Consider the following 24,488-nt stretch of genomic DNA (forward strand, 5'->3'; position numbering starts at 1 on the left):
CAATTTGCAAACCCAACTGAGTAATCTAGATGAAGAGCATTTAGCTGCTTTCATACCTACTCTTATTTGCGGGTCAGATCCAAGTTATTGAATAGGTTACCAAGACCAAATTGAAAGCGCACTGGAACAAATTTTGCACATAGTGGGACTTTCTTTTGGATTTAGTTTCGAGCCTAAAATCAAGCACTAATCTGTTAATTCTGATACAGAAATTCGCCTCCAAATCTGAGGAGAAACACCATGAAGCTGACGAAATTGACGGGTGAAATAGCCCGCATCGCTATAGCCTGAAGCTTCAGCAATTTGGCGGATGCTGTCGGTGGTAGTGGCCAGCAGAGTTTTGGCCTCGGCCATGCGGCGCTCAATAATCCATTGTTTGACCGTGCGCCCAGTGTATGACTGCACCAAACTGGTCAGATAAGCTGGAGAATAGCCCGCATCTTGAGCCACATCATTGAGGCTGATTGGCTTTTGGTAGTGGGCTTCGATAAAGCAAAAGACGTTGGCTAGCTTGGGCTCAACGGGAAAAATATTGGTTGATAGGGAACTTTGGGACAGTTCTTGGGGCTGGCTTACCCCGTCGGCGTAAAGCTTTGAGAGCTGCTCCTGGCGCTGCAAGCGGCTGTTAACGGCAGCCAAAAATTGCTCGACAGTGCAGGGTTTGGTCAAGTAGTCGTCAGCCCCCAGTTCCATGCCTTGGCGCAGATCGGCCATGGTGACCTTGGCGGTGAGAAAGATGAGGGGAATCAGCGCTGTCTGCTTGGTTTTGCGCAGTGCAGAGAGCACCGAATAGCCATCCATATCGGGCATCATGATGTCGCATACAACCAGGTCGGGGGTGTGCTGCTGGGCCATTGCCACCCCGGCGGTGCCGTCGCTGGCCCCCACGGCCCGAAACCCCTCAAACTCTAAGCATTTGAGAAAAAGATGGCGCGTTTGGGTTTCGTCCTCAATGATGAGAATAGTCTTCACAAGAATTCTCGTTTTTTCAGATCGGCAGCGTTTACTGGAGCGATTCAAGTACTGAGTTTTTTAGATCAAATCGACTATCAAAATTTATTATGCAAGTAATATCAATACAGCTTAAATAGAGCTAGAGAGCCAAGCTATAATTCCAAAAAATCCAAATTTGCACCATAGACGCTTGTCCCTACCATTGAGTACGTAAATTGCTCCACAGTTCTGTAGTAAACCTTAGGGGAATAGGCTGTTGTATAGAGTGATACCTTCTTTTTGGCTGACGGAATGGACCTAGGGCTGGCTTTTCCCTAGAGCTGGCAAAATGTTTTGTTGCGATCGCTAACCCCAGATGACCCAAACCTACTGGCTACCCCCTAGAGATGCTTCCTCCACCGCACCCCTGGGACAGCTAGAGCACCTGCGCCGCCAGCACCAGCTGATTCTCAATGCTGTGGGCGAGGGCGTTTACGGGCTGGATATGGCGGGCAACGTCACCTTCGTCAATCCCGCTGCTGCCGCCATGATCGGCTGGTCAACTGAGGAGCTGATTGGCCAGTCAATGCATGCGGTGATGCACCATTCTCTAGCCGATGGTCGCCCCTACCAGCGGGAGGCCTGCCCGATCTATGCGGCGTTTCAGGATGGCAGCGTGCGGCGGGTGACCAATGAGGTGTTTTGGCGCAAAGATGGCACCAGCTTCCCGGTCGAATATATCAGCACCCCCATGCGGGATGAAGAGGGGCGGCTGATTGGCACAGTGGTAACCTTTCGCGACATTACCCAGCGGCGCTGGGCCGAGCAGGTATTGCAGCGGGCCAACGAAGAGCTGGAGCAAAAGGTGCAGGAGCGCACCGCCGAGTTGCAGAATGCCAACCAGCAGCTGCGGCAGCTGAGCGATCTGCGATCGCGCTTTGTCTCCATGGTTTGCCACGAGTTTCGCAACCCGCTCAACAACATTGCGCTGACGGTGTCATCACTCAACCGCTACGACACCCAGCTGCGCCCTGACGAAAAAACTGACTACCTGCTCATTATCAACGCCAACGTCGAGCGCATGACCCAGATGATCGACGACATTTTAGTGATCGGCAAGATCGAGGCCAAGGTGTTGGAGGTCAACCCCAGACCGCTGGATCTGGTAGCTTTTTGCCAGGAACTGCTGGCCGAGGGTGACTACCAGCGGCCCCAGTGCCCGATTCAGTTTGGCTGCCGTAGTCATCGGATGCTGGCCTGTTTAGATGAGCGACTGCTGCGATCGATCCTCAGCAATCTGCTGTCGAACGCAATTCGCTATACTCCGCGCGATCGCCCCATTGGGCTGAAACTGGCCAAGCAGCGGAGCCAGGTCATCATCAAAGTGCAGGACGAGGGGATTGGCATTCCTTCAAGCGATCGCAGGCAGCTGTTTGAGCCTTTTCACCGAGGTCAAAACGTTAGCAACATTCCAGGAACGGGGCTGGGACTGAGCATTGTGAAGCAGTTTGTGCAGCTCCAGCAGGGCTCTATCAAAGTCACCAGCCGGGTGGGCATGGGAACTACGTTCACGGTCAGCCTGCCAGCGTAATGGGCTTACTTAAAAGGTGGCAGGCTGCGGCTGAGTGATTCGCGAAGCGTAAAGCCTACGGCATCCCAGAAACGGGAACCAATTCGGAACGAGTATTCGTTTCAAAATCGCGTCTGGATCCGCTCTGCAACTGCTTTGAGGCGATCGCCCCTAGGGCAGCACCGAATGGGCTGGCCTGTGCCACAATTATCGCCGTGTGATGGAGGGATGACATTGTGGCACAGCAGTCGGGCAAGGGCCTTTTACTGGTCGCGATGGCCTCTTGGGGGCGGTCTTTAACCATTGCAGGGTTAGTTGGGGGAGTGGGCCTGCCCATGCTGCCGGTCTTCGCCCAGGTCGAGATCCCATCTAGGCAAAACCAGCCGGCTAGCGCTGCCCTTCCCGACAGCTTAGAGCTATACCTAGAACTTACTGACGATTCCGAGGTAGAGAGCTTTCCTTTAGTCCCCACTGCCGAGCCATCGCCCGCTCCACGCCCTGGTCGGCGGCCTACCCATGTGCCGTCGCCGCCGCCGCTGCCTCCCTCCCAGCGACCCAGGGTGGTTCAGCCCGCTAATTCAGACAATGCCACAGTAGACTCGCCCAGCCCCACCTCGGGCGACCCCGCCGAGCAGATTGCCCCGGCAGTGATCGAGCTGTCGCCCACCGGCCGGCCCCCCAGCCCGGTCGTGTTTCTGGCCATGCAGCAGGAACTCAAGAACCTGATTGGCCGCTTCGAGAGCGCCCTGATTATGGCGAACTCGCTGGATGCGCCCACGGCCCTCACCCTGCCCGATCGCCTGCCCGTGCTCACCGCTGCCGCCGACCAGGTCAATGTGGCCGGAGGGCGTGGGGCCGATCTGCACCCTACCCTGGGCGAGGCCCAGCAGCTTTTGAATGATTGGGATGGGCTGCTGGCGGCAGATAAACATAGCGAGGTACGCGATCGCTGGCTAGCCACCCGCACCGCCCTGTGGGAGAACTTCCCTACCGATCGCCCCATCAACCAGGGTGAGATTCGCGCTATGTGGCTCGATCGCGGCACCATTGTGCGGGCTAGGTCGCCCCAGGGGCTGAGCGAAATCTTCGACAAACTGGCGGCCGCTGGTATCAACACCGTCTTCTTTGAAACTGTGAATGCGGGCTACACCATCTACCCCAGCCAGGTAGCCCCCGAGCAAAACCCTCTCACCCAAGGTTGGGATCCCCTCGCCGCCGCCGTGGATTTGGCCCACCAGCGGGGCATGACCCTGCACGCTTGGGTGTGGGTATTTGCAGCGGGCAACCAGCGCCACAACCGCCTGCTCAACCAGCCTACCAACTACCCCGGCCCGGTGATCTCGCGACACCCCAGCTGGGCCGCCTACGACAACAGCGGCAGCCTCATCCCTCGAGGGCAAGATAAGCCTTTCTTAGACCCTGCCAATCCCGAGGTGCGCAGCTACCTCACCCGGCTGATGACCGAAATCGTCACCAACTACGAGGTCGATGGCCTGCACCTCGACTACATTCGCTACCCCTTTCAAGATCCTGGGGCCAACCGTACCTACGGCTATGGCGAAGTTGCCCGCTGGCGCTTTCAAGGCATGACCGGCGTGGACCCTGCCACCCTCAATCCCCGACCCGACGACGCCCTCGATCGCAACCAGCGAATTCAGCAGCAGGTGCTCTGGGAGCGCTGGAACGAGTTTCGAGTGCAGCAAGTCACCTCGTTTGTGCAATCCATCTCCAGCACCCTGCGGCGGCAGCACCCCGGCTTGGTAATGTCGGCGGCAGTGTTTGCCAACCCCGAGCACGAGCGATTACAGCGCATTCAGCAAGACTGGGGAGCCTGGGCCCGAGCCGACTACCTCGACTGGATTGTGCTGATGAGCTATGCGGGCGACACCAGTCGCTTTGAGCGCATTGTTTCCCCCTGGTTGGTGAATGAATCCTTTGGCTCAACCCTGGTCATTCCAGCGATTCGGCTGCTGAATCTGTCGAATGCTGCCACCCTCGACCAGATGCAGGCCAGCCGCGACCTGCCCACCCCCGGCTATGCTCTATTTGCCGCTGCCGATCTCAATACTGAACTCAACACCGTGCTGGCCCAAACCCAAAGCGGCAGCCCACCTGGCCCCACTGCCCCCTACGCCATGGCTGCTAGCCGTTATGCTGCTCTCCAGCGCGAGTGGAGCTGGCTGCTGACTCACCAGCGCCTCTCGATGGATCGCAATGACTTAGAACCTTGGATTGGCGAGGTCAATGACCTGGGCGGCAAGTTTGACGCCCTAGCCCAAGAGCCATCCCACCGCAACCTGGAAAATGTGAAAGCTGGACTGGCTAGGGTACGCACCTCGGTGAATCAAAGAATGTCGGTAGATACGGCAAATAGTGGCTATAGGCTGCGATCGTGGCAGCACCGATTAACGGCGATCGAGCAGTTGCTAGAGCATGGGGAGAAAACTCAGCTTTAGCTATAAGGCGAGCAGTCAAGCGCTACAACCGGCACCCTAGGCTATTAATGTCCAAGAAAGGCTTGATTTAGGCTAGGAGATCAAGGATATTCTCTTATTAAATTGACTGCCATCTCTTCGACGAACTCGTGTTCGCAAACTTTGTGAAAGAGCAGAAAAGTTTACGGTTTGAAGCTGAGGTGTTTTTTGTAAGGAAAACTCATGAGTAAGACCTATGCTTTTGACCGCAGGATATCTGCTTTCCCGATCTTCAAGAAGTATTATGTTGACTCATCAGTCAAGAGCGTTGAGACAGGTGGGTGCTCAGACGCCATACCGGAAATTCCCTAGTCCACAACAATTATCGAGCTGCTAATTGCAGTTCGATAACTGTTGTGAAGGTCAAACGGGCGATCGCTAAGAGATTTGGGGATCTTCGGGTAGGGGCACGGTGAAGTTAGCCTGTTTAGCGATCAGCTCTAAAAATTTAGCAGTGCTGCGATCGGGGTCGTAAACACCGTTTTCCCACTCGCTAACGGTTTGGCGGCGTACGCCCATCTGCTCAGCAAACTCCATTTGGGTAAGGCTCATATGCTTGCGCAGGGCGCGGATGGCATCTTGCTGCCAAACGATTTTGCCGTCTTTTTGCTCAATGTTGTATTGAGCCTCAAACTTGCGAAAGGTGACAGTTTTGCTGTCCACATCAATGTCGTAGACGTGGTAGCCCGCTCCTACCCAGGCTCCGGCCTGGAGAGCGGCAGGAGTATCGCGGTTGCTCCACCAGTTCTTGCGCTCAACCGCTGAGTGGGGTAGCGGGTTCCCAAGCAAAGCCTCGATGTCGGCGAAGGTCAGCAAAACTTCGGCCTTGCCAGAGGTCTTCAGGTGATTGAACAGAGGAAAGTATTTGCTGCCGGGTTTCATAGGTAAGCGCGATCGCGACTCAATCTCAGCGGTAAACCATATGACTCTCTATAATGACGCAAAAACCTGACTTAATGACCGCAGAGTTAGCAAGACATTGAGAACTTTGATCTGGGCGGTTCATCGTATCCCTTTGAGTTAATGGTCTTTAAGGGGAAGAGCGATCGCTATTTACGGTCACATCGTTGGTGCTGTTCCTACGCCAAACATTTTCTCTGTTGCACTGGCATCCATAGATTCGTTACGGTAGCAAAGCTGACTCTGCTTCATATCGCCTATGGCCCGTCCTGAGCTCGACCTAAACACCGTTGACCGCGTCATCGAAATGGCCTGGGAAGATCGCACACCCTTTGAGGCCATTGAGACTCAGTTTGGGCTAGCAGAGAAACAGGTGATTGCCATCATGCGTTGCTACATGCAGCCCTCTAGCTTTCGTCTGTGGCGAAAGCGGGTGACGGGGCGCAATACCAAGCATCAGCACAAGCGAGACTTTGCCCTAGGCCGGTTTAAGTCGGCTAACCAAAAATAGAAGCGTGGCATCTCATCTGCGCGCCAAGCCCTGCGACCTGTGCCAGGCTCCAGCAACCGTGCGGTACCGTATTCAATGCGCCCCTGGAGCAGCCTGGGTATTGGCCTGCCCCCACTGCCAAAAGACTCAACGCGAGCAGAACCCCAATTATCGCTATGGCGGCACCTGGAAAGCTCGCCTCAAAAAGGGCTAGCCCCACTCATTTTTATTGCCATAGTCGCTTTTCTTTAAACATGAAAGCGCTCTGTAAAATTACCTAGGCTTATTTCAAGCTTATAAGAAACCTTGTCGATTCTTCACAGACTCAGATTAAACCGAGTTATGTTGAGGGAACTATAGGTGTAACCGTTAATTGCCTAATGCACATAGCCATGAAAACTTCTACAGTTCTGGTGCATTCAACCCTTGCCCAAGCGCCTGCCGCCAGCCGGCCCCAGCTTGATAACCCTTGGATGCTCTCGTCTGGGGGATTGCTAGTGCTATTGCTAGGGTTGGGTGTCTATTCTCACCTGCAAACTCGCCGTCTGTTAAAACAGCTCAAATTCGAATCCTACAAAAATCAAGAGCTGCAAAAAAAGGTCAAGCTAGCTCTCAAAACCATCAGCAAGATGGAGCAAAACCCTGACCTAATTCACTCTCGCGAATTTAACCTTGACTACCTGCGCATGCGCATGGACGAAGAGCATTTCCACACCTCGATTGTGAACCAGCTCAAGGTCAAAGTTAAGCAAAAAATTAGTGTTGCCCTGCGTCCCCGTCAGGCTGAAGAAGGGTTAATTGGGGTGGCTAGCAAGCCTCGCGTAGTGGATGAAATATTTGATGTCGAGTATTCCCCTCAAGACAACCCTACTGCGAAAAAGCGGGTGCTGTTTCGCATTCAAATTCGGCTGGCCAAGCTGCCGACCCAGGCTACTTCCTCGACCATCGGTCAGCTGGTTGAATGTATTGAAAACTTTATGAGCCCCGATGCGGAAGAAACCCACTGGCAGCCCACTATCCAGGGGCGCATCGCCAATATGCACTGGGACCAAAAAGCTAAGCCCACTCCCCTGCTGGTGATTGAACAATCTAGCGAAGGGGCGAATGTGACGTTGCGCAGCCGCAATGAGTTGCCGACCAGCATGAGCAGCACCAGCAGAACGCCCAAAAGGAACCCGGCCTAACTGCTCAGTTACTGGTTGATTGTAAGCAACTAGTCAATAGACAGCGGATGCCATGGCGGTGGCATCCGCCACTGGTGCTGGGGCCGATCGCGCCTGGGCCATATCCGAGAGAATGGCATCAAGCAGTTGCTCGCGCAGGTCGGGGATGACAGCCAGAGCCCGAGTCCAGTCAGGAATTTGAGTACCGGTGGGGTCGTCGAGGTACTGGTTGCCGGCTTCAAGAATCACCTGTTCAAAGGTTTCGATGGTGATTTCTTCCTGGTGGCGATCATACTCTAGACCGTTGAAGCGGGCATCGACGAAATACTGACGAGCAAGGTTTTGGGCCTCGCGGCGGTACTTAATCCGCAGGGCGCGAATGTGGTCTTGGCCAATCACCACCTGTTCGGTTTCGGTCAGGGTTCTAAACACCGACTGCAGAATGTCGCGGCACATTTTTTGCAGCCCTGAGTTGGTTGTGCTGCCTAAGGTCTGGTGCTTGTGCTCAAAAACGCCCAGGTCGATTTGGGCAATGCGCTTGAGGGAGACGTTGCGGTAGACCTCGGCCAGCAGACCCACCTCTAACCCCCAGTTGCCAGGGATGCGGGTGGTCAGCGCCAGGTCGGCGGACAGGGCAAACTCGCCTGAGAGGGGGTAGCGATAGGCGTCGAGATAGCGTAGGTAGTCGCGGTAGCCAAACAGCTCCATCAGCGAGGTGAGCAGCGGAGTAACAAACAGCCGGGTGACCCGACCGTGCATGCCACGGGGATCGCCGCCGACGCGAGCGTAATAGGCTTTGCTGAAGTCGATGCCAAAGTCTTGCTCCAGTAGGGGGTATAGCAGCTTCAGGGGATAGGCGCGATCGTAGGTGACAATGTCGGCATCGTGGAGGGCGATCGCCGCCGCATGCAGAGAAGCTACTCCTAGCCCGAGCCATACGGCGACACCCTTGCCCTTAAATCGCAGCAGGTCTAGCCCTTTGTCTTTAAGGGTTTGCAGAATGTCGGTAATGCGCGGCCCATTTTCCCACAGGACAAAGGTGGGCTGGGGCAGCGGCTCGAAAAACTGCACCGCATGGCGATACTGCTCAAAGGTATCGGCATAGAGGCAGACAATGACGTTATTGACAAACGGAGAATGGCTGAGGTGGTCGCGAATGGTTGCCAGGGCCGGGCGCTCTAGCTCTTCGTAGAGCGACGGAATCAGCACGGCGGTAGGGTTGGTTTGGCTAAGCTCGGTGAGACGCTGCTCTAAACGCTCGAAATCGTACCCCAGGTCGTGGATGGTGGTGATTAGCTCTTGCTTATAGTCCATACCCTGATATCCCTAGAATGCTAGGTCTCATCATAGGGATAAGTGGCGATCGCAAGATGTCTGAATCACTACCCGATGCTCGAACGCTGCCCGGCGTCTATGGATTGCACCTTAGGCAAAGTCGTGGGCCAATATGGCCTGGCCGCGGCGGTAGAGCTCTTCGGCGTAGCCCGTCCAAGTGCCCTGACCCCAGTAGCGAAAGCAGCTGGTTTGCAGCAGCAGGTTGTGAATCAGGGCGTTGCGATAGCGGTGCTGGCCCTCTAGGGCATCGCCCCGCTCGGGTTGACGAGCCATGGTTTGGTGAAATTGGGCCGACAGGCGCTGCATGGGGTCGAGCACGTTGTCGTAGCCCACAACCCAGCTGCGATCGCCCGTCCAAGACCCGCCTTCCATGGAAAAGTTGCTGTCTTCGGCGCGCAGGGCGGCGATCGCCTCTGTCACGGCCTCAGGGCCGCTGGCATCACCCATAGCCTGCCACAGACGAGATTGCCCCACCGCCTGACAGATCGGGAAGGTCTCTGGTCCGGCCCCCGCCGCTGCCAACAGCTCCAGATATTCGGTGCCGTTAAAGCCCACTACCCCTTGGCGGCCGCCCCCCTGATCGCGCATTTCGTACCACGACCGCATGAAGGCGCTGGGGAACTCATTCATCATCACGCCGCCGTTTTCGCCGTCGCTGATTTGGCTGACCAACTGCGGCACTGTAGCGTTGCCGAGGGCAACTTGGCTCAAGGTCTTGGCCTCCCAGTAGGGCTGCATCTGACCCACCAGTTTGGTGTCAGAACCCTGAGTCTTGACGAGAACCACAATCTCTTCCACCTCGCCCTGGGCATTGCGGGCTACCAGGCGGTGGGGCAGGTGGGGCTGCGATAGGCCATGACCCTCTACCGATTCCACCGTGTGCTCCTGCACTAGCATCCAGCGGTAGCCGCAGTCCTTGAGGGTTTTGACAAAGGCGTAGAGCACATCGGGATGGTTGGGCAGGTGCATCTCCGGCGGCGAGAAGCCCCGCACGCGGGCCAGGGCTTCGGCCCCAAACAGAGCGGCAAAGTGGTGCTGCCAGGCGCGAATGTGCAGCTTGAGGTCGGGCACGGGGGTAGAGGGCACCACCGCGTGGCCCCAGCAGGTGCCCAGCCATTCGACGTAGGGTTGGTAAGTAGGGTCGCAGGCCAAGCGGCGCAGCTTGGCCAGAATGTCTTGCCGGTCCATCTGCTGGAGGCCCCACAGCAGAGTGCCCGAGTAGTCGAGCATGACGCGAGGGTTGCAGCCCTGGTTCACCAGTTCTGGAATAAAGTCGCCCAGGCGGGCGTAGCAGTAGGCGAAGGTGCCCGCGTTGTGGTTATCCCCGTCGTAGGGATGCTCAAACATGTATTGGAGGTGGTTGATTAGCTCACCCGTGGCCCCAGCCGGAATGGTGGGCTGGTGCATGTGCAGGGCGATCGCAAAGCCCGCCGAAATATCGGCCAAATTTAGGTTGGTGTGGGGCAAAAACACCGGCTCCGGGTTAGCCATAATGCCGGCGATATCGGCCTCTCGACCCGACAGCGGGGGCAGCCCGTCTTCAAGGGCGGGCCAGTCTATAGGGGAGAGCACAGCACCGGTCATAGACACCTCGTAGAAACGATTTATCCAGCAGCGGTGGATAAACCTATGGTCACTATTTAGTGTGACACCGGGCGGAGCACTTATACTAGAGCGATTTACATTTCGTGGCCAATGGGCTAAAACGGCTTAAAAGCTCAGGCGCACACCGCCATAAGACAGCTCTTAAGGCCGTTATACTAACTTGTAGAATTTCAACACAGCCTGCTGACCTAGTGAGGGAATTGCAGTGAATGTCAAAGAAGCCGTCGCACGGGCTAAGCAATATATTTTTGAGCTTTTTTCGGATGAAAACCCCAAGAATATTGGGTTGGAAGAGGTCGAGTTTGATGATCAAGCTAATGAGTGGCTCGTCACCATCGGCTTTTCTCGCCCTTGGGATAATTTAGCAGAGTCTCCCCTTGCAGCAATCTCTAACCTGCAAAAACCGCCAGCTAGAGCTTATAAGATTGTGAGAATTTCTAACGATAAAGACAAGGTAGTCTCCGTGAAATCCCGTGAGATAAAAGTTTGACTGCGCGCACAGTTTTGGTTGACACGAACCTTCTCGTTTTGCTGATTGTGGGAGCAACGTCGCGAGACTACATAGCCAGACACAAGCGCCTGACCGCATTTATTCCAGGAGATTATGATGTTTTGCTTGGGCTAATCTCAGATGCTCAAGCGGTACGAGTGACGCCAAATATCCTCACAGAGACATCTAATTTGGCCGCTTACATTGACAATCCGGCCAAAAGCCGAATTTTTGACACGTTTCAACAGCTAATTTCCAGTTTTCTGGAGGTGTATGTTCCCAGCACTGCTGCCATCGGACGTTGGGAATTCATTCGCCTTGGGCTAACCGATGCGGCAGTGCTTGAAGCGTTGACCGACCAAGTAGTTCTTCTCACCACTGATTTAGATTTATTTTTGGCGGCTCAGTCCACTGGGGCCGCAGCTATTAACTTTAACCAAGTGCGCGATCAGTATCTATGACTCACGACCTGACTGCTAGCCGCGCTAAACCACCAGTTGGGGACGGCTCGACTGGGGCTGGTTGAGTTCAATGGTGGCTACCACCTGCCCGTGGTCGGACTGCCAGGGTTCAATCGTCTCATCTAGTAGGGTTTGGTCAAACAGGTGGTCATTAAACACCGACACATAGGTGACTTGGCCAATGCGATCGCGGTTTTGGGCCGAAAATTCTTCGCTCACCATGATGTGGTCGAGGCTGTCGTAGTGGCCGTTGTGAATGTGGGTGTAGTAGTGGTCGCCGTAGCCCAGCCGGGCCTGAATGTCTTTGACCTGGTACAGCAGCACGTCCCATACGGGGGCTTTTTTGCGGTAGGGCCAGCGTTCCCAGGGGGGCTGCCCAGCCACAATTTGGGTGGTGACGGCGGTGTGGTTGTCGTTGACATCGCCCACGACAATCACCGGATAGCGGCGATCGCGCAGTCCCTCCATCAGCAAAAACCGTAGGGCAGCGGCCTCGGCGGTGCGACGAATCAGCGAGCGGGCGTAGCCCTTAGCAATTTCGACCGGGTCGCTGCGATCGACACCGTTGGTCATCATCGGTCGCTTTGACTTCAGGTGCACCACAAACACGGTGCAGTGAATCGCCTCAGTTAGAGCCAGATCGACAGCTAAGACCGGGTGCGAAAACCGCCGAATTGGGATCTCAGCCCCCTCTAGATCCAGCACGCTCTCGGGCGGAAAGTTGTCGTACATGCGCTGCCCTAAAACCTGAAACCGGGTTGCCAGAGCCACCCCAGGTCCCCGCCCAAACCCCTCGGCCATGACAATTTCGTGCTGCTGGTGGTACTCACTGCGGTGCAACGCTTCTTTCAGCGCCCCCCGGTGAAACACCTCCTGAAAGCCGCAGATATCGACCTTCATGCGATCGAGCTGGGCCCCAATCCAGGTGAGCTTTTTGAGGTAGTTGACCTGGGAATGGACTTCGCCAGGATAAAACTCGCGATCGGGCAGCATCAGGTTGTTGAGGTTAAACGTGCCGATGCGAAACTGATTGCGTTCCATAGCTGCCGCTGAGTGGGGGTGCGTTTAAGAATAGCGCCGTTGCCACCAGCGGCTATAGACGCTGCTTAAGGGATGGGAGGATTGGGCAAGGGTTCATTGGAGAGGGGCTCAATCGCCATGTCTTCGGGGGCGTTGGTTTCGGCAAACTGGGCGTCTTGCAGCGTTAGCTTGATGGCGGCTAACACCTGAGAGGTGACCTGCAAAAACGACTGCTTGCGGGAGTTCACCCAAAACTGCGCCTCAAGGTTCACAGTGCTGGGGGTCAATTCTCGCACCAGCACAATGGGTTCAGGATCTAGCTCCACCCCCTCAATTTGCTTCATCTGCTGCTGAATGCGGTTAAACAAGTCGGGCAAATCGGCATTGTGGTCGATGCCCACGGTGACGCTGCTGAGGCGCACGGGCGAGGCAGTGTTGTTGGTAATGCTGCTCTGAAATACCTCCTGGTTGGGAATGTAGACCAGGCGCCCGTCGTAGGTTTGCACCGTGGTAGCCCGCAGCTGAATTTGCGTGACCGTGCCCTCGAAACTGTTGATGACGATCTGGTCGCCAATGCGAAAGGGCCGGGTAGCCAGCAAAATTACCCCAGAGATGTAGTTGCTCAACACATCGCGCAGGCTAAAGCCGATGGCAACACTGGTTAGTCCCAAGGTGCCCAGCAGGGCGGCGAAGTTGAGCCCCATTACCCCTAGGGCCACCACAGAGCCCAATGTCCACACGCCGCCGTAGCAGAGGCGGCTGATCAGCTCTTCGGTGGTGCGATCGCCCTCGGTTTTTGAGGCCCACACCAGCACAGCGTGGCGCGCCGCCGCCGCCAGCAGCCAGGTCAGCACCAGCACCACCAGCGCCCCCAGCAGAGCGGGCAAATTGTCTAGAGTGTTTCTCACCAACTGCTGGGCGGTGCCGCGAATGCGGTACGACACCGCCACTGCTAGATTAGTGCGGGCCATAGCCTGGTTGAGCAGCGCGGCCCAGCGCTGGGCTAGGGTGGCTATGTCGCTGTCAAAGTCCAGCGCGTCTTGCTGGGTCACAGTCATGATCACCTGCTGGTTCACTTGCAGGGTGGCCAGGTTGCGATCGCCGTCAATGTTCACGGTCAGGGGGGCTGGGTTATCGGTCTGGTTGAGCAGCGCGGCAATGCGTCGGTTGATTTGCCTCGCTCGCTCAACCGCGCTAACATCGGGCAGCCCTCCTACCTGAAGCACGGGCTGCCCCTGCACCAGCACGTCGGCAAAAAACTGCTCCGCTGGGTCTACGGTTGTCTGGGCAAAGGCGGGTAGGCCCCCTTGGGGCACCGGCCAGCCAAGGCAAAAAGCCAGTCCTAGGCCGAGCGCCAGCAGCCAGAGTCGCCGCCAATGGTTCTGTCTTCCCCAAGCCATACTGTCATCCAACTCCGCTAGGCCAATTACCCGCAATCCCTGCTCGGCAATTCTTCATTCAATCCCATCTCGGGCGCTATGGCACACCCAACCTTGGCCTCAACCCACCGCCGACTGCTGATTACCGGCGCTAGCGGCTTTTTGGGCTGGCATCTGGCCCGTGCGGCCCAGGCGACCTGGCAGGTCGAGGGCACCTACCACCGCCAGGCTCCCCCACTGCCGGGAGTCAAGCTGCACTGTATCGATCTGACCGATGCGATCGCCGTTAACGACTGGCTCACACAGGTCTCTCCCGATGCCGTGATCCACACCGCCGCCCTGTCGCAGCCCAACCACTGTGAGCAAGACCCCGACCTCTCCTACGCGATGAATGTCGAGGCGACGCGGGTGCTGGCCCAGTTTTGTAGCCGCCACCAGATTCCCTTGGCCTTTACTTCCACTGACCAGGTGTTTGACGGCCAGGCGGCTCCCTACGACGAAACCTCGCCTCCAAACCCCATCAGCGTTTACGGTCGCCACAAGGTCGAAGCTGAAGCCATCATTCAAGCCTTACATCCCGCCGCCGCGATCTGCCGCCTGCCGCTGTTGTACGGCCCCCCAAGCCCGACGGCAGAGTGTTTTTTGCAGGGGTTTCTACGCACGCTGGAGGCGGGGCAGCCCCTGCGCCTATTCACCGACGAGTTTCGCACCCCGGCTTACGTCGAAGACGCCGCCGCTGGCCTGCTGCTTGCCCTAGAGAAGGCCTCAGGTCTGCTGCACCTCGGCGGTCCTGAACGCCTCAGCCGCTACGACTTTGGCCTGCGGATGGCCGAGGTCTTTGGCCTCGATCGGGGCCTCATTCTGCCTAGCAAACAGGCCGATGTCACCTTGCCTGCCCCTCGTCCGGCCGATGTGTCCTCTGCCAGCCAAAAGGCGTTTGAGCTGGGGTATCGCCCGCGCGGCATCGTGGCAGGGTTGACGGCCGTGAAAGAATGGACGTTAACATTTGGCGCTCAATAACCTTTTGGGGGCATTGGCGCCTTTGCGTTCTTACCCTCTGCCACTATGGATGACGATAAGCTGCCTCCGGTTTGGCACAAGGTTCAGATTCTCAGTGGTCTGGCGGCAAGCGTCTTGGTGCCTCTAAGCATTGGCATGGTGAGGCAGGGCATCAATGCCAAGGGCTACTCTCCCGCGCCGCTACCCGAGGCCACCCAGCAGGAGCCTCAACAAGATCCAGGAGTTGAGCTGGTGGCCACCTTCGAGGGTAGCCGCTCGGCTGGGGATGGGAAGATCTACTCCTACAACGATGGCTTGGGCAATCAGATCATCGGGTATGGGCACCTGATTCAACCCCATGAGCAACAGTCGGGGACTATCACCATTGACGGTGAAGCGGTGCCCTTTGCCATTGGCATTAGCGCGGCCCAAGCTAAAGCCCTACTCGATCAAGACTTGAAGCCCATTCGCCAAGAGGTTGACAAGCTCGTTGCCGTTGAGCTTACCAACAACCAGCGTGCCGCCCTAGCCTCATTTATGTATAACGTCGGGCCGCAAACTTTTGCGGAAAGCACGCTGCTGAAAAAGCTCAATGCTGGGGAGTACGATGCCGTGCCCGCAGAACTCATGAAATTTATCAGGGCTGGTGCTGAAGAACTGCCGGGCTTAGTGACTCGGCGCAAAGCCGAAATTGAGCTGTGGCACAAGCCCGATGCTCCTGCCCCAGGGAAGCATTCTGCGCTGTGTGGTCGCAAAATCTGTTCTAGTCGCTGAGTTAGCGGAACCCGCACCGCCTGACATCTATTGAGAGATAGACGCCAGGATTAAAAACTGTAAAGTAAATTAAACCCAACAGCTTAGGGGATTCAAGACTATGGTTGGCGAACGGTTGCGAGCGGCCAGAGGCGTCCTGGTCCGTTCATCAAGGCTTTTAGTAATGACGGGCGTTGCGATCGCAACAGTAGCCTGTGGCAAACCCGTAGAGCCCGCTGCCCAGGCCCAGCCCGAGCAGCAAGACGGCCCCACCGTAGTCGATACAGCCGTGGCTGCCGCTGCCGATGATTCGAGCCGCACCTACACTGGCACCACCAGCCCAGCGCGGGAGGTCTCGCTGCGATCGCAGGCCGAGGGGCGGCTGCTCTCCCTGGCCCGTGATGTGGGCGACACAGTGCAGCAGGGCCAGGTGATTGCCACCATCGACAATGTGCTGCTGCAAACCGCCGTGGGCGAAGCCCAGGCCGAACTCGCCGCCCGCCAGTTTGAGGTCGCCCAGGCCGAGGCCGAACTGGCCGACATTCGCACCTCCATCGAAGACGCGCGGGTACGGCTTCAGCAGGCCAGCAACGACGCCCAGCGCCTGGCGACCCTCGCCTCCCAGGGCGCGATCTCGACCCAGGCCGCTGAGCAGGCCCAAACCACCCTGAGCACCTCCGAACAGGCTCTCGCTTCGTCCCAAGAGCAGGTACGCACGCGGCAACAGGCTGTGGCGGCCGCCCAGCAGCGCGTCGAAGCCCAGCGAGCAATTTTGCGCGAGGCTCAGGAGCGGCTCTCCTTTGCTAACCTAACGGCCTCGCTGTCAGGCGTCGTGCTCGAACGCGTCGCCGAACCCGGCGATTTAATTCTTCCTGGCGAAGCCGTCTTAACGCTGGGCGATCTGTCAGAAGTGTTGGTGGTCATTCAAGTGGCTGACAGCAACCTCAGCGAATTTAGCGTTGGGCAGTCGGTTGAAATTGCCATTGATGCTTTCCCCGACGACACCTTCACCGGGCGAGTGACGCGCATTTCGCCGGTAGCCGACAGCACCTCGCGCCTGCTGCCCATTGAGATTACCGTGGCTAACCCCGGCAACCGCATCAGCAGCGGTCTGCTGGCCCGGGTTACCAGCACCGGCAATGAGTCCGATGTCGTTGTGGTGCCTGAAAGCGCCCTAGAAACCGCAGAAAACAGCGACAACCAAATCTTTGTCGTCACTGAGGCCGAGGGCGACCCGGTGGTTGAGTCGCGATCGGTGCAGGTGGGCGATCGCGCCGATGGCCAGGTCACCATTCTCTCCGGCCTCACCCCCGGCGAGCAGTATGTTGTCCGCAGCAGCCAGCCCCTAGAAGCAGGGCAAGCCGTAGAGCTCAGTTTGACCTCTGAAGGATAAGCAAAGTTTTGAATTTTAAGTTTTGAGGTTTGAATTGAGCGCTTCCTAGAGAACTCAAAACTAAGCACTCAAAACTAACTTCACCATACTGATCGCCACGCTCCCTCATACCCTCCCCACCATGACCACCCCCTCCTCCTTTCCTAAGAGCAGCTTTAGCATCAGCGGGCTGGCGATTCGGCGGCACATTGGCACCCTGATGCTGACGCTGACTGTTTTCGTGATGGGCTTTTTCATTACCTCTCAGCTGCCGGTAGACCTGCTGCCCTCCATCACCTACCCCCGCATTGGCCTGCGGGGCGACACGCCGGGTCTGTCGCCCGAGGTAGCCATCGACGAGGTGACTCGACCCCTAGAGGAAGCCCTGTCCGCCACCGAAGGCGTCGTTCAGGTGTTTTCGCAAACCCGAGAGGGGCAGGTCAGCATTGACCTCTATTTTGAGCCCGGCGGCAATATCGACCAGGCTCTCAACGACGCCACCGCCACCCTCAACCGTGCCCGCAGCACCCTGCCCGAAAACATCGAAACCCCGCGCCTGTTTAAGGCCGACCCCTCGCAGCTGCCGGTGTACGAAATGGCGCTCACCTCTGACCGGCTCAGCTCGCAAGAACTGCGTATTTTTGCCGAAGAAGAGCTGGCCCGAGAGCTTCAGCAGGTGCCTGGCGTCGCTAGCACCGATGTCTCTGGTGGTGTCAACGAGCAGGTGCAGGTGAACGTCGATCTGCGCCGCCTTCAGGCCGCAGGCATTGCTGTGACCGACATCCTCGACGCCCTGGAAGAGCGCAACCAGGATATCTCTGGCGGGCGGCTGCGGGGTGGCAGCGAAGAAAATCTCACTCGCCTAGTGGGACGGTTTGAGTCAGCGGATGAGCTGCAAAATATTTCCATTACCGTGCCGGATACCGACCCGCCTCAGCAGGTCTACTTACAGGATGTTGCCACCGTCATTGATGGCACCGAAGAGCAGCGGGTCTTCGTCAATTTGAACGGTCAGCCCGCCGTCAAGGTGAGCATTCAAAAGCAGCCCGCCGCCAACACCATCGATGTCGTAGATGGGGTCAAGGCCAAGATAGAAGAAATGCGTCAGGCTGGCCAAGTGCCTGAGGGTATGAACACGGTTGCCACCCTCGACGAGTCACGGTTTATTCGCAACTCCATTAACAACGTGACCATGTCGGGGTTGAGCGGTGCTGCCCTAGCAGGGTTGGTAGTCCTCCTGTTTCTAGGTTCTCTGCGGCAAACCTTCATCATTCTCACCGCTATTCCCCTAGCCACGCTGATGGCCCTCATCTTGATGGGGCTGTTTGGGCTGTCGCTCAACGTGTTTAGCCTGGGGGGCTTGGCTCTGGGCGTTGGCATCGTGGTGGATAACTCCATTGTCATGCTAGAGAATATGGCCAAACGGGCCGAAGAACTGGAAAAATCTCGCCAGGAAGGTGGCTACAGCGTTCGTGAGGCGATTTTTCAGGCCGAAGCCAGCAGCCAAGAGTTAGAAAGCGCTCTGTTTGCCTCTACTATCACCAACCTGGTAGCAGTGCTACCCTTTTTGCTGATTGGCGGCTTCATTGCGCTCATCTTCAACGAGCTGATTTTGACTGTTAGCTTCTCCGTTGCCGCGTCTCTGGTGGTGGGTCTGACCGTCGTGCCCGCTCTAGCCGCACGACTGATTATGGGTCGGCCAACGCGATCGCTGCAAAGCTGGGGGCCATTCCGCTGGTTTAACAACCGCTTAGAGGGCGTTACCATCGGTTACGGTCGCTTACTCAGCCGCGTCATTCAGAACAAGATTTTAGTCATTGCTGTGGTGCTACTAGTCTTTGGCGGCGGTAGTCTTTGGATGGTAGGCCAGATTCCCCAAGAAATTTTGCCCCGCATTAGCACTGGCCAGGCCCGGGTCAACGCTCGCCTACCCGCTGGCACCTCCGTCGAAGATAACCGACGGGTTATGCAAGCCGTTGATGAAGTGCTGCTAGCCCAGCCCGAAACCGATTATGTATTTACCACCGCTGGCGGTTCTCTGTTTGGCAGCAGCACCAGCGAAAATACCCTGCGGGGCAGCAGCACTATTACCCTCAAGCCCGGCACCGATACCGTGGCCTATGTGGAGCGGGTCAATGGAGAGCTAAGCGGTCTTCCCCTGGTGGATACCCGCATTAACGTTAACCCTGAATCGGTTCGGGGTCTGGTCCTGAGCAACTCTCCAGTGCGCTCTGACCTAGATGTCGGCCTCCAAGGCAATGATAGCGAGGCTTTACTTGAGGCCGGTCAGCAGGTGGTTGCTGCCCTGGGTGAGCGGGCTACCCTGGCCCGCTTTCGTCCCGAAGGCGAAGAACCCCAGGAGGAAGTACGCATTCTGCCCGACTGGGCTCGGGCTGCTGACCTAGGCCTCTCGGCCGCAGATATTGGGGCTACTATTCAAACTGCCCTAAACGGCTCGGTGCCCACTCAGCTTCAGCGAGGCGATCGCCTAGTGGATGTGCAAGTGCAGATCGAGCCCGGCAGCGTGCAGCAGTCGTCTCAGCTGCTCGACATTCCGCTCTTTACCGATGGTGGTCAGCGCATTCAGCTGGGTGATATTGCCACGGTTGGTCTGGGGCCAGCGCCGGGCGAAATCCAGCGCATCAACCGGCGGCAGGTTTACCTGATTGGGGGCGACTTAGCTGAGGGGGCTAGCCTAGGGGCAGCCCTGGCTGAGGCGCAGGCCATTCTTGCAGACATCGATCTGCCTGAGGGCGTGTCTGTGCTGCCGAGTTCTGCCGCCGCAACCAACAGTGAACTACAGAAATCTTTGGTGGTGCTCGGTGCCCTCGCCGCTTTCCTGGTGTTTGTGGTGATGGCAGTGCAGTACAACTCGCTGATTGACCCGCTAGTGATTATGCTTACCGTGCCCCTGGCTCTAGCTGGGGGGATTTTGGGTCTCTATGTAACCCAGACGGCGATCGGGGCCACGGTAGTGGTGGGTGCGGTACTGCTGGTGGGCATTGTGGTTAACAACGCCATCATTATGGTGGAGCTGGCTAATCAAATCTATGAGGCCACTGGTTGCTCGCGCGAAGAGGCCATTCTACGCGCGGCTCCCCATCGTCTGCGCCCTATCTTAATGACCACATGCACTACGGTACTGGGGCTGTTTCCCTTGGCCCTAGGTATTGGTGAGGGAGCGGAGTTTCTGCAACCCTTGGGCGTTGTGGTGTTTTCGGGCTTATCGCTAGCCACAGTACTGACGCTGTTTATCATTCCCTGCTTCTACACCCTGCTCCATGGCGGGTTTGGTTCAGGTGGCAAACGCGCGATCGCCGAAGACGATTCGATTGAGCCGGTGGATTCGCCTGAAGTTCTTCGGTCCTAGATACCAAGACTTTCTACCGTTGAACACAAAGCCCCACCTAGTGAGCTGGGTGGGGCTTTGTGTTTAGCCGTCTATTTGAGGCTAGGATATGCCGCTGAGTGAGCCTTGCTCAGCCGAGAGTTCCAGTTTCAGTCGGTGTTGATCATGCCCTCTTCGGGGTTAATTAGCCGCCAGAGCTTTTGCTTGATCTGAGTGTCAAAGACTTCCCACTTAAGCCGGTTGAACTCCGAGTTTTCGTAAAAGCCCGACAAAAAGCCTACCGGAATTTCAAAGCCCCCGGCCATCGATCGCCCGCCGCCAAAGAAGCGGCCCTCGCTGTCTTGGCCAAAGGCTTCTTTGATAAACTCGTCGGGGTCGAGGGTGATTTTGCTGGTGCGCAGCGAGCCAATCACCACCTCGCGCTCTTCATCCTCGTCGTGGACAATGCCGTAGACCACGGCAGTATGCACGTTTTCTTCAGTGACCAGAAAGTCTGCTGCTTGAGGAATGGCGTCGCGGTCGTCGTAGCGCAGGTAGCCGACCCCGGCGATAGAGACGTTGTTTTGCACTTTGCGGTTGCGCAGCGATCGCTCGATCACGTCCATCACCCGCTTTGAGCGCGAGGCTTGCAGCACCGCACTCAGCAGTTGACCATCGTAAAACTGGCTCAGATAGGCCGCCGCCATAAAGTCGCTAGCCCCAGCATGCATCAGCTGGTTGGTGTCGGCTCGCAGCCCGTGCATGAGAGCAGTGGCGCACTTGGTGTGTTTGCTGTTGTTGCGATCGAGGTTCAGCAGCCCCTGCTGCAAATACTGAGTGAGAATGGTGGCCGTGGCCCGAATGTGGGGCCGCAGATCGACATATTCTGCGTCGAGCTTAGACTGGGGGGCGTGGTGATCGATCACCAGCACCAGGGGCAGCCCACCCTCCCGCAGGTGTTCGTAGAGCTGGCTCGTCGTTCCTTGGTTATCTACCAGCACCAGCCCCTGGTAGTCGGCCAGGCTAGCCCCATCGGCAGCGGTCAGCCAGCGACGGGCAGGCAGACCCGTGAGCCGGACGAGGGCAATATTTTCCTGGTGGCTGAGGGTGCCCGCGTAGACAATGTCGCACTCGATTTTGTAGTTGCTGGCAATCAGCTTGTAGGCCCAGGCCGACGACAGCGCATCGGGGTCAGGAAAGTCTTGCAGCAGCACTAGGTGGCGATCGCCGCGATGCTTCTCCAGCAGCCGACGCACCGCCAGTACCGGATCCTCGGAGTCGCTGTCGTTTTCGGGGCGGGGCACAAGAGAAATCATCCCGCTGCCGTTAGAAAAGTTGGCTTCAGCGGTCTCGGAGTCTATATTGAATGTCATCATGGGCAATTCCTTGTGCGACAGCGCGCTCGATGGTAGTTAGACATAGCCCCTTAGTGCAAAGACAAGGGATCGACCTCAACGGCGTTAGGGGAGCTAACGTCAACCCGCTTGGCTCACCATCGTCTTGATTCAAAAGCGCTGTCAATAGCGCTGCGGCCCTATTTCATTATCGCAAATTGCAGCGGAACTGCTAGAGTCACCCGATAGAGTCTTGTGCTAACGGTTGTTAGACTGTGGGATTTCACATTTTCATGACCCTGAGGCCGCACCTCAAAGGATGAATCTAGCCGATGGCTTCGACGCTACACCATCGGCTACTCTTAGCGCAGTCATGAGATGCCAATAACGTACTTCTTCCACTCCTGATGTACGCCGCTGTGAATTTGCCGCGTCACCTCAAAGTAGAGGCTGCTGTGGGGCTTACGGGGTTGGCTAAAGAGCGGCATGTTGGCCTCCCGCGGGGTGCGGTTGCCCTTTTTCACGTTGCAGCGGACGCAGGCGGCCACCATATTTTCCCAGGTGTCGCCGCCGCCGCGCGATCGAGGTATCACGTGGTCGAGGGTAAGCCCATCGCCGCTGTAGGCGCAGTACTGGCAGGTGTGGTTGTCGCGCTGGAGTAAGTTGCGCCGAGTGAGTGGTATATCTTTATAGGGCACCCGCACGTAATGGCGCAGCCGTATTACCGTCGGCAGCGGAAAATCGGCGTAGACAAACTTGCCGTTATGCTCAACCCGCTCCGCCTTACCTTTGATAATAAGGACGACAGCCCGACGCCAGCTCGTAATGTTGAGCGGTTCATAGGAGGCGTTAAGCACCAGAACCTTACCCATTCGAATGCGTGGATAATTGGCTAAAGAATATTTGGATTGATGTTAGCACAGAAGCTAAATTGAGGTTTTTGACCTTTGATAGACTGGCCTGGAATCAGCGTCTTGGCGTAGCGTTGGCACATCTGGTGGCCAATTCTGGCGCTATGATGAGGCGCTAGCCCCGGTGGTGAAGGAGGAACACAATGCTGAATTGGGATCACACTCCAAGCCTGGAACCCATGCGCTGCTGTCGTGCCTGGGTTGAGATCAACCTGGCGGCGCTGCGCCACAATGTGCGCCAGTTTAAGGGGCTGCTGCCTGCCACCACCCAGCTCATGGCCGTGGTGAAGGCCGATGCCTACGGCCACGGCGCTGTCGCCGTTGCCCAAACGGCACTGCAAGCGGGAGCCGCCTGGCTGGGCGTGGCCACCGTCCCCGAGGGAATTGAGCTGCGGGCCGCAGGCATTCAGGCCCCAGTTTTGGTCATGGGAGCGGTCAACAGCACCGAAGAAATGCAGGCGATCGCCCACTGGCGGCTTCAGCCCACCCTAGTAAACCCCAAGCAAGCCCTTGTCTTCTCCGACACGCTCTCCGGGCAAGCTGCGTCTCGTCCAGTAGGCGTTCACCTCAAGATCGACACTGGCATGACCCGCCTAGGGTTTCCCTGGGCTGAGGCTGTGGACTTTGCCCGGTTTGTGCGGCAGTTGCCCCACCTCAAAATTGACAGCCTCTACTCTCACTTGGCCACCGCCGATAGCCCCGACCCCACCATTATGCAGCAGCAGCAGCAGCGGTTTAGGGCGGCGCTGGGGCACCTTCAACAGCAGCAGTTGCTCCCTCCCCGGCTGCACTTGGCCAACACCGCCGCCACCCTGGCTGACCCCGCCCTACACTACGACCTGGTGCGAGTTGGTCTCGGGCTCTATGGCCTCTACCCAGCTCCTCATTTGCGATCGCGGCTCGACCTACAGCCGGTTATGCAGGTCAAAGCCCGGATCACCCATCTCAAGGACGTGCCCGCCGGCACTGGCGTCAGCTATGGCCATCAATACGTGTGCGATCGCCCCCTCCGCCTAGCGGTGGTCGGCATTGGCTACGCTGACGGGGTGCCGCGGGTGCTCTCCAACCGGCTACAGGTGATGGTCAAAGGCCGCCTCGCTCAACAAATTGGCGCCATCACCATGGATCAGCTCATGCTGGATGTCAGCGACATCCCCAGCCTGCAAGAGGGCGATGTCGTTACCCTCCTCGGCCATGACGGGCACCACATCGTTGGCCCCGACGATTGGGCTGCTATGGCCAACACCATCAGCTGGGAAATTCTCTGTGGCTTTAAGCACCGTCTGCCCCGCATCGCCGTAGAGCAGCCCCTAGCAGCCTCTACAGCTATTCAGAGCTAGCTAAAGCCTACTTAAGGCAGCTAGCAGTGTTTCTGGCGATGTAGTGGGGTGCAGCAGCGAAAATAGGTGGCAGTAACGCAGTCTTCCCTGAGCGTCTAGCACAAACTGCGCCGGCAGGGGTGCTCCCAGCGCTTGCCCAGTGTGGTAAGCGCGAAAGCTTGCTCCCGTAGGGTCACACAGCAGCGGCAATCTTAAGCTCAGATCGTCTACCGCCGCCTGAGCTTGACGCTGGGGCTGATGGCCGATCGCCAACACTTCGGCCCCAGCGTTGCGAAACTGGTCGTAGGCCTGACTGAATGCCACCAGCGAGGCGTACCGCTGAGGGCTGTAGGCTATCTCCGCCAGGAGGCGGGAAAAGAGCAAGACCACTGGCTGTTTACCGCGCCAGTTAGCCAGACGCACGGTGCGCTGGTAGGTGACATCCCACAGGGCAAAGTCGGGGCATATCTGGCCGAGGGGCAGACCTAAGTGAGGGGGCAACGGCAGCCAATAGCGCCAGGGAGTAGCCTGGTCTGGCAGTGGCGCGATCGGAGTCATCAGGCCAAAAAATGACAATACAACAGCGGCATAGCAGGGTCGATTCGCGGAGCGTAAAGCCTATGGCATCCAGAAACGGGAACCGACTTGAAAC

At 57.3% G+C, this 24,488-nt stretch carries 21 protein-coding genes; 12 read left to right on the forward strand and 9 right to left on the reverse strand.

Annotated features, from left to right (window positions below; all coding sequences use genetic code 11):
* Positions 1 to 186: 186 nt before the first annotated feature.
* Positions 187 to 972 (reverse strand): response regulator, encoded by a 786-nt coding sequence (locus H6F75_RS11695; protein WP_190752378.1) that lies wholly within the window; start codon positions 970 to 972, stop codon positions 187 to 189.
* Between the two features lie 337 nt (positions 973 to 1,309).
* Here H6F75_RS11695 and H6F75_RS11700 point away from each other — a divergent pair, with 337 nt between their 5' ends.
* Positions 1,310 to 2,524 (forward strand): PAS domain-containing sensor histidine kinase, encoded by a 1,215-nt coding sequence (locus H6F75_RS11700; protein ID WP_190752380.1) that lies wholly within the window; start codon positions 1,310 to 1,312, stop codon positions 2,522 to 2,524.
* A gap of 215 nt (positions 2,525 to 2,739) precedes the next feature.
* Positions 2,740 to 4,959 (forward strand): family 10 glycosylhydrolase, encoded by a 2,220-nt coding sequence (locus tag H6F75_RS11705; protein WP_347710642.1) that lies wholly within the window; start codon positions 2,740 to 2,742, stop codon positions 4,957 to 4,959.
* A gap of 396 nt (positions 4,960 to 5,355) precedes the next feature.
* Here H6F75_RS11705 and H6F75_RS11710 read toward each other — a convergent pair whose 3' ends face one another.
* Positions 5,356 to 5,859, reverse strand: coding sequence for a helix-turn-helix transcriptional regulator (locus tag H6F75_RS11710; protein WP_190752383.1), 504 nt, complete (start codon positions 5,857 to 5,859; stop codon positions 5,356 to 5,358).
* A gap of 277 nt (positions 5,860 to 6,136) precedes the next feature.
* Between H6F75_RS11710 and H6F75_RS11715 the strand changes: the two genes are divergently transcribed.
* From H6F75_RS11715 to H6F75_RS11725, 3 genes are all read left to right on the forward strand, one after another.
* Positions 6,137 to 6,388, forward strand: coding sequence for a TIGR03643 family protein (locus H6F75_RS11715; RefSeq protein ID WP_190752385.1), 252 nt, complete (start codon positions 6,137 to 6,139; stop codon positions 6,386 to 6,388).
* A 4-nt stretch (positions 6,389 to 6,392) separates the two neighbouring features.
* Positions 6,393 to 6,581: a hypothetical protein gene (locus H6F75_RS11720; protein WP_190752591.1), complete on the forward strand. Its 189-nt coding sequence runs from the start codon at positions 6,393 to 6,395 to the stop codon at positions 6,579 to 6,581.
* 178 nt (positions 6,582 to 6,759) lie between these two features.
* The gene (locus H6F75_RS11725) at positions 6,760 to 7,551 is read left to right on the forward strand and encodes a hypothetical protein (protein ID WP_242019915.1); all 792 of its coding nucleotides are present in this window, start codon (positions 6,760 to 6,762) and stop codon (positions 7,549 to 7,551) included.
* 33 nt (positions 7,552 to 7,584) lie between these two features.
* Here the strand turns inward: H6F75_RS11725 and H6F75_RS11730 are convergent, their stop codons facing one another.
* Positions 7,585 to 8,844, reverse strand: a complete 1,260-nt coding sequence (locus tag H6F75_RS11730; protein ID WP_190752387.1) for a glucosyl-3-phosphoglycerate synthase — start codon at positions 8,842 to 8,844, stop codon at positions 7,585 to 7,587.
* A gap of 111 nt (positions 8,845 to 8,955) precedes the next feature.
* On the reverse strand, positions 8,956 to 10,449 hold the full coding sequence (locus H6F75_RS11735) for a glycosyl hydrolase family 57 (protein WP_190752389.1): 1,494 nt from the start codon (positions 10,447 to 10,449) through the stop codon (positions 8,956 to 8,958).
* Positions 10,450 to 10,675: 226 nt separating this feature from the next.
* Here H6F75_RS11735 and H6F75_RS11740 point away from each other — a divergent pair, with 226 nt between their 5' ends.
* A complete protein-coding gene (locus tag H6F75_RS11740; RefSeq protein ID WP_190752391.1) occupies positions 10,676 to 10,960 on the forward strand; it encodes a hypothetical protein in 285 nt (94 codons plus the stop codon).
* Positions 10,961 to 11,151: 191 nt separating this feature from the next.
* A complete protein-coding gene (locus H6F75_RS27740; RefSeq protein WP_199303893.1) occupies positions 11,152 to 11,421 on the forward strand; it encodes a hypothetical protein in 270 nt (89 codons plus the stop codon).
* 24 nt (positions 11,422 to 11,445) lie between these two features.
* Here the strand turns inward: H6F75_RS27740 and H6F75_RS11750 are convergent, their stop codons facing one another.
* The gene (locus H6F75_RS11750) at positions 11,446 to 12,462 is read right to left on the reverse strand and encodes an endonuclease/exonuclease/phosphatase family protein (protein ID WP_190752395.1); all 1,017 of its coding nucleotides are present in this window, start codon (positions 12,460 to 12,462) and stop codon (positions 11,446 to 11,448) included.
* Between the two features lie 65 nt (positions 12,463 to 12,527).
* Positions 12,528 to 13,841, reverse strand: a complete 1,314-nt coding sequence (locus tag H6F75_RS11755) for a mechanosensitive ion channel family protein (RefSeq protein WP_190752397.1) — start codon at positions 13,839 to 13,841, stop codon at positions 12,528 to 12,530.
* A gap of 78 nt (positions 13,842 to 13,919) precedes the next feature.
* Between H6F75_RS11755 and H6F75_RS11760 the strand changes: the two genes are divergently transcribed.
* The 4 genes from H6F75_RS11760 (at position 13,920) to H6F75_RS11775 (ending at position 20,314) form a co-directional block, all read left to right on the forward strand.
* Positions 13,920 to 14,840, forward strand: coding sequence for an SDR family oxidoreductase (locus H6F75_RS11760; RefSeq protein WP_190752399.1), 921 nt, complete (start codon positions 13,920 to 13,922; stop codon positions 14,838 to 14,840).
* A gap of 45 nt (positions 14,841 to 14,885) precedes the next feature.
* Positions 14,886 to 15,593: a lysozyme gene (locus H6F75_RS11765; RefSeq protein WP_190752401.1), complete on the forward strand. Its 708-nt coding sequence runs from the start codon at positions 14,886 to 14,888 to the stop codon at positions 15,591 to 15,593.
* 163 nt (positions 15,594 to 15,756) lie between these two features.
* Entirely contained in the window at positions 15,757 to 16,965 is a 1,209-nt protein-coding gene (locus H6F75_RS11770; RefSeq protein WP_199303894.1) for an efflux RND transporter periplasmic adaptor subunit, read from the forward strand.
* Positions 16,966 to 17,086: 121 nt separating this feature from the next.
* Positions 17,087 to 20,314, forward strand: a complete 3,228-nt coding sequence (locus H6F75_RS11775) for an efflux RND transporter permease subunit (RefSeq protein WP_190752405.1) — start codon at positions 17,087 to 17,089, stop codon at positions 20,312 to 20,314.
* Positions 20,315 to 20,442: 128 nt separating this feature from the next.
* Here the strand turns inward: H6F75_RS11775 and H6F75_RS11780 are convergent, their stop codons facing one another.
* Together H6F75_RS11780 and H6F75_RS11785 are read right to left on the reverse strand one after the other, a co-directional pair.
* Positions 20,443 to 21,588 (reverse strand): bifunctional oligoribonuclease/PAP phosphatase NrnA, encoded by a 1,146-nt coding sequence (locus H6F75_RS11780; protein WP_279308302.1) that lies wholly within the window; start codon positions 21,586 to 21,588, stop codon positions 20,443 to 20,445.
* A gap of 389 nt (positions 21,589 to 21,977) precedes the next feature.
* Entirely contained in the window at positions 21,978 to 22,478 is a 501-nt protein-coding gene (locus H6F75_RS11785; protein ID WP_073606362.1) for an HNH endonuclease, read from the reverse strand.
* Positions 22,479 to 22,660: 182 nt separating this feature from the next.
* On the opposite strand from H6F75_RS11785, the gene alr reads away from it, so the two are divergent.
* The gene (alr, locus tag H6F75_RS11790; protein ID WP_190752408.1) at positions 22,661 to 23,857 is read left to right on the forward strand and encodes an alanine racemase; all 1,197 of its coding nucleotides are present in this window, start codon (positions 22,661 to 22,663) and stop codon (positions 23,855 to 23,857) included.
* Here alr and H6F75_RS11795 read toward each other — a convergent pair whose 3' ends face one another.
* The gene (locus tag H6F75_RS11795; protein WP_190752410.1) at positions 23,858 to 24,394 is read right to left on the reverse strand and encodes a peroxiredoxin family protein; all 537 of its coding nucleotides are present in this window, start codon (positions 24,392 to 24,394) and stop codon (positions 23,858 to 23,860) included. It lies immediately after the preceding gene.
* Positions 24,395 to 24,488: the final 94 nt, after the last annotated feature.

This window comes from Nodosilinea sp. FACHB-131, from assembly GCF_014695395.1.
GTDB lineage: Bacteria > Cyanobacteriota > Cyanobacteriia > Phormidesmidales > Phormidesmidaceae > Nodosilinea.

Bases quoted from the DNA above. Each gene is read 5' to 3' on its own strand.
- H6F75_RS11700 (WP_190752380.1), top strand. From the start codon at position 1,310: ATGACCCAAACCTACTGGCTACCCCCTAGAGATGCTTCCTCCACCGCA.
- H6F75_RS11710 (WP_190752383.1), bottom strand. From the start codon at position 5,859: ATGAAACCCGGCAGCAAATACTTTCCTCTGTTCAATCACCTGAAGACC.
- H6F75_RS11715 (WP_190752385.1), top strand. From the start codon at position 6,137: ATGGCCCGTCCTGAGCTCGACCTAAACACCGTTGACCGCGTCATCGAA.
- H6F75_RS11725 (WP_242019915.1), top strand. From the start codon at position 6,760: ATGAAAACTTCTACAGTTCTGGTGCATTCAACCCTTGCCCAAGCGCCT.
- H6F75_RS11730 (WP_190752387.1), bottom strand. From the start codon at position 8,844: ATGGACTATAAGCAAGAGCTAATCACCACCATCCACGACCTGGGGTAC.
- H6F75_RS11735 (WP_190752389.1), bottom strand. From the start codon at position 10,449: ATGACCGGTGCTGTGCTCTCCCCTATAGACTGGCCCGCCCTTGAAGAC.
- H6F75_RS11750 (WP_190752395.1), bottom strand. From the start codon at position 12,462: ATGGAACGCAATCAGTTTCGCATCGGCACGTTTAACCTCAACAACCTG.
- H6F75_RS11755 (WP_190752397.1), bottom strand. From the start codon at position 13,841: ATGGCTTGGGGAAGACAGAACCATTGGCGGCGACTCTGGCTGCTGGCG.
- H6F75_RS11760 (WP_190752399.1), top strand. From the start codon at position 13,920: ATGGCACACCCAACCTTGGCCTCAACCCACCGCCGACTGCTGATTACC.
- H6F75_RS11765 (WP_190752401.1), top strand. From the start codon at position 14,886: ATGGATGACGATAAGCTGCCTCCGGTTTGGCACAAGGTTCAGATTCTC.
- H6F75_RS11770 (WP_199303894.1), top strand. From the start codon at position 15,757: ATGACGGGCGTTGCGATCGCAACAGTAGCCTGTGGCAAACCCGTAGAG.
- H6F75_RS11775 (WP_190752405.1), top strand. From the start codon at position 17,087: ATGACCACCCCCTCCTCCTTTCCTAAGAGCAGCTTTAGCATCAGCGGG.
- H6F75_RS11780 (WP_279308302.1), bottom strand. From the start codon at position 21,588: ATGATTTCTCTTGTGCCCCGCCCCGAAAACGACAGCGACTCCGAGGAT.
- H6F75_RS11785 (WP_073606362.1), bottom strand. From the start codon at position 22,478: ATGGGTAAGGTTCTGGTGCTTAACGCCTCCTATGAACCGCTCAACATT.
- alr (WP_190752408.1), top strand. From the start codon at position 22,661: ATGCTGAATTGGGATCACACTCCAAGCCTGGAACCCATGCGCTGCTGT.
- H6F75_RS11795 (WP_190752410.1), bottom strand. From the start codon at position 24,394: ATGACTCCGATCGCGCCACTGCCAGACCAGGCTACTCCCTGGCGCTAT.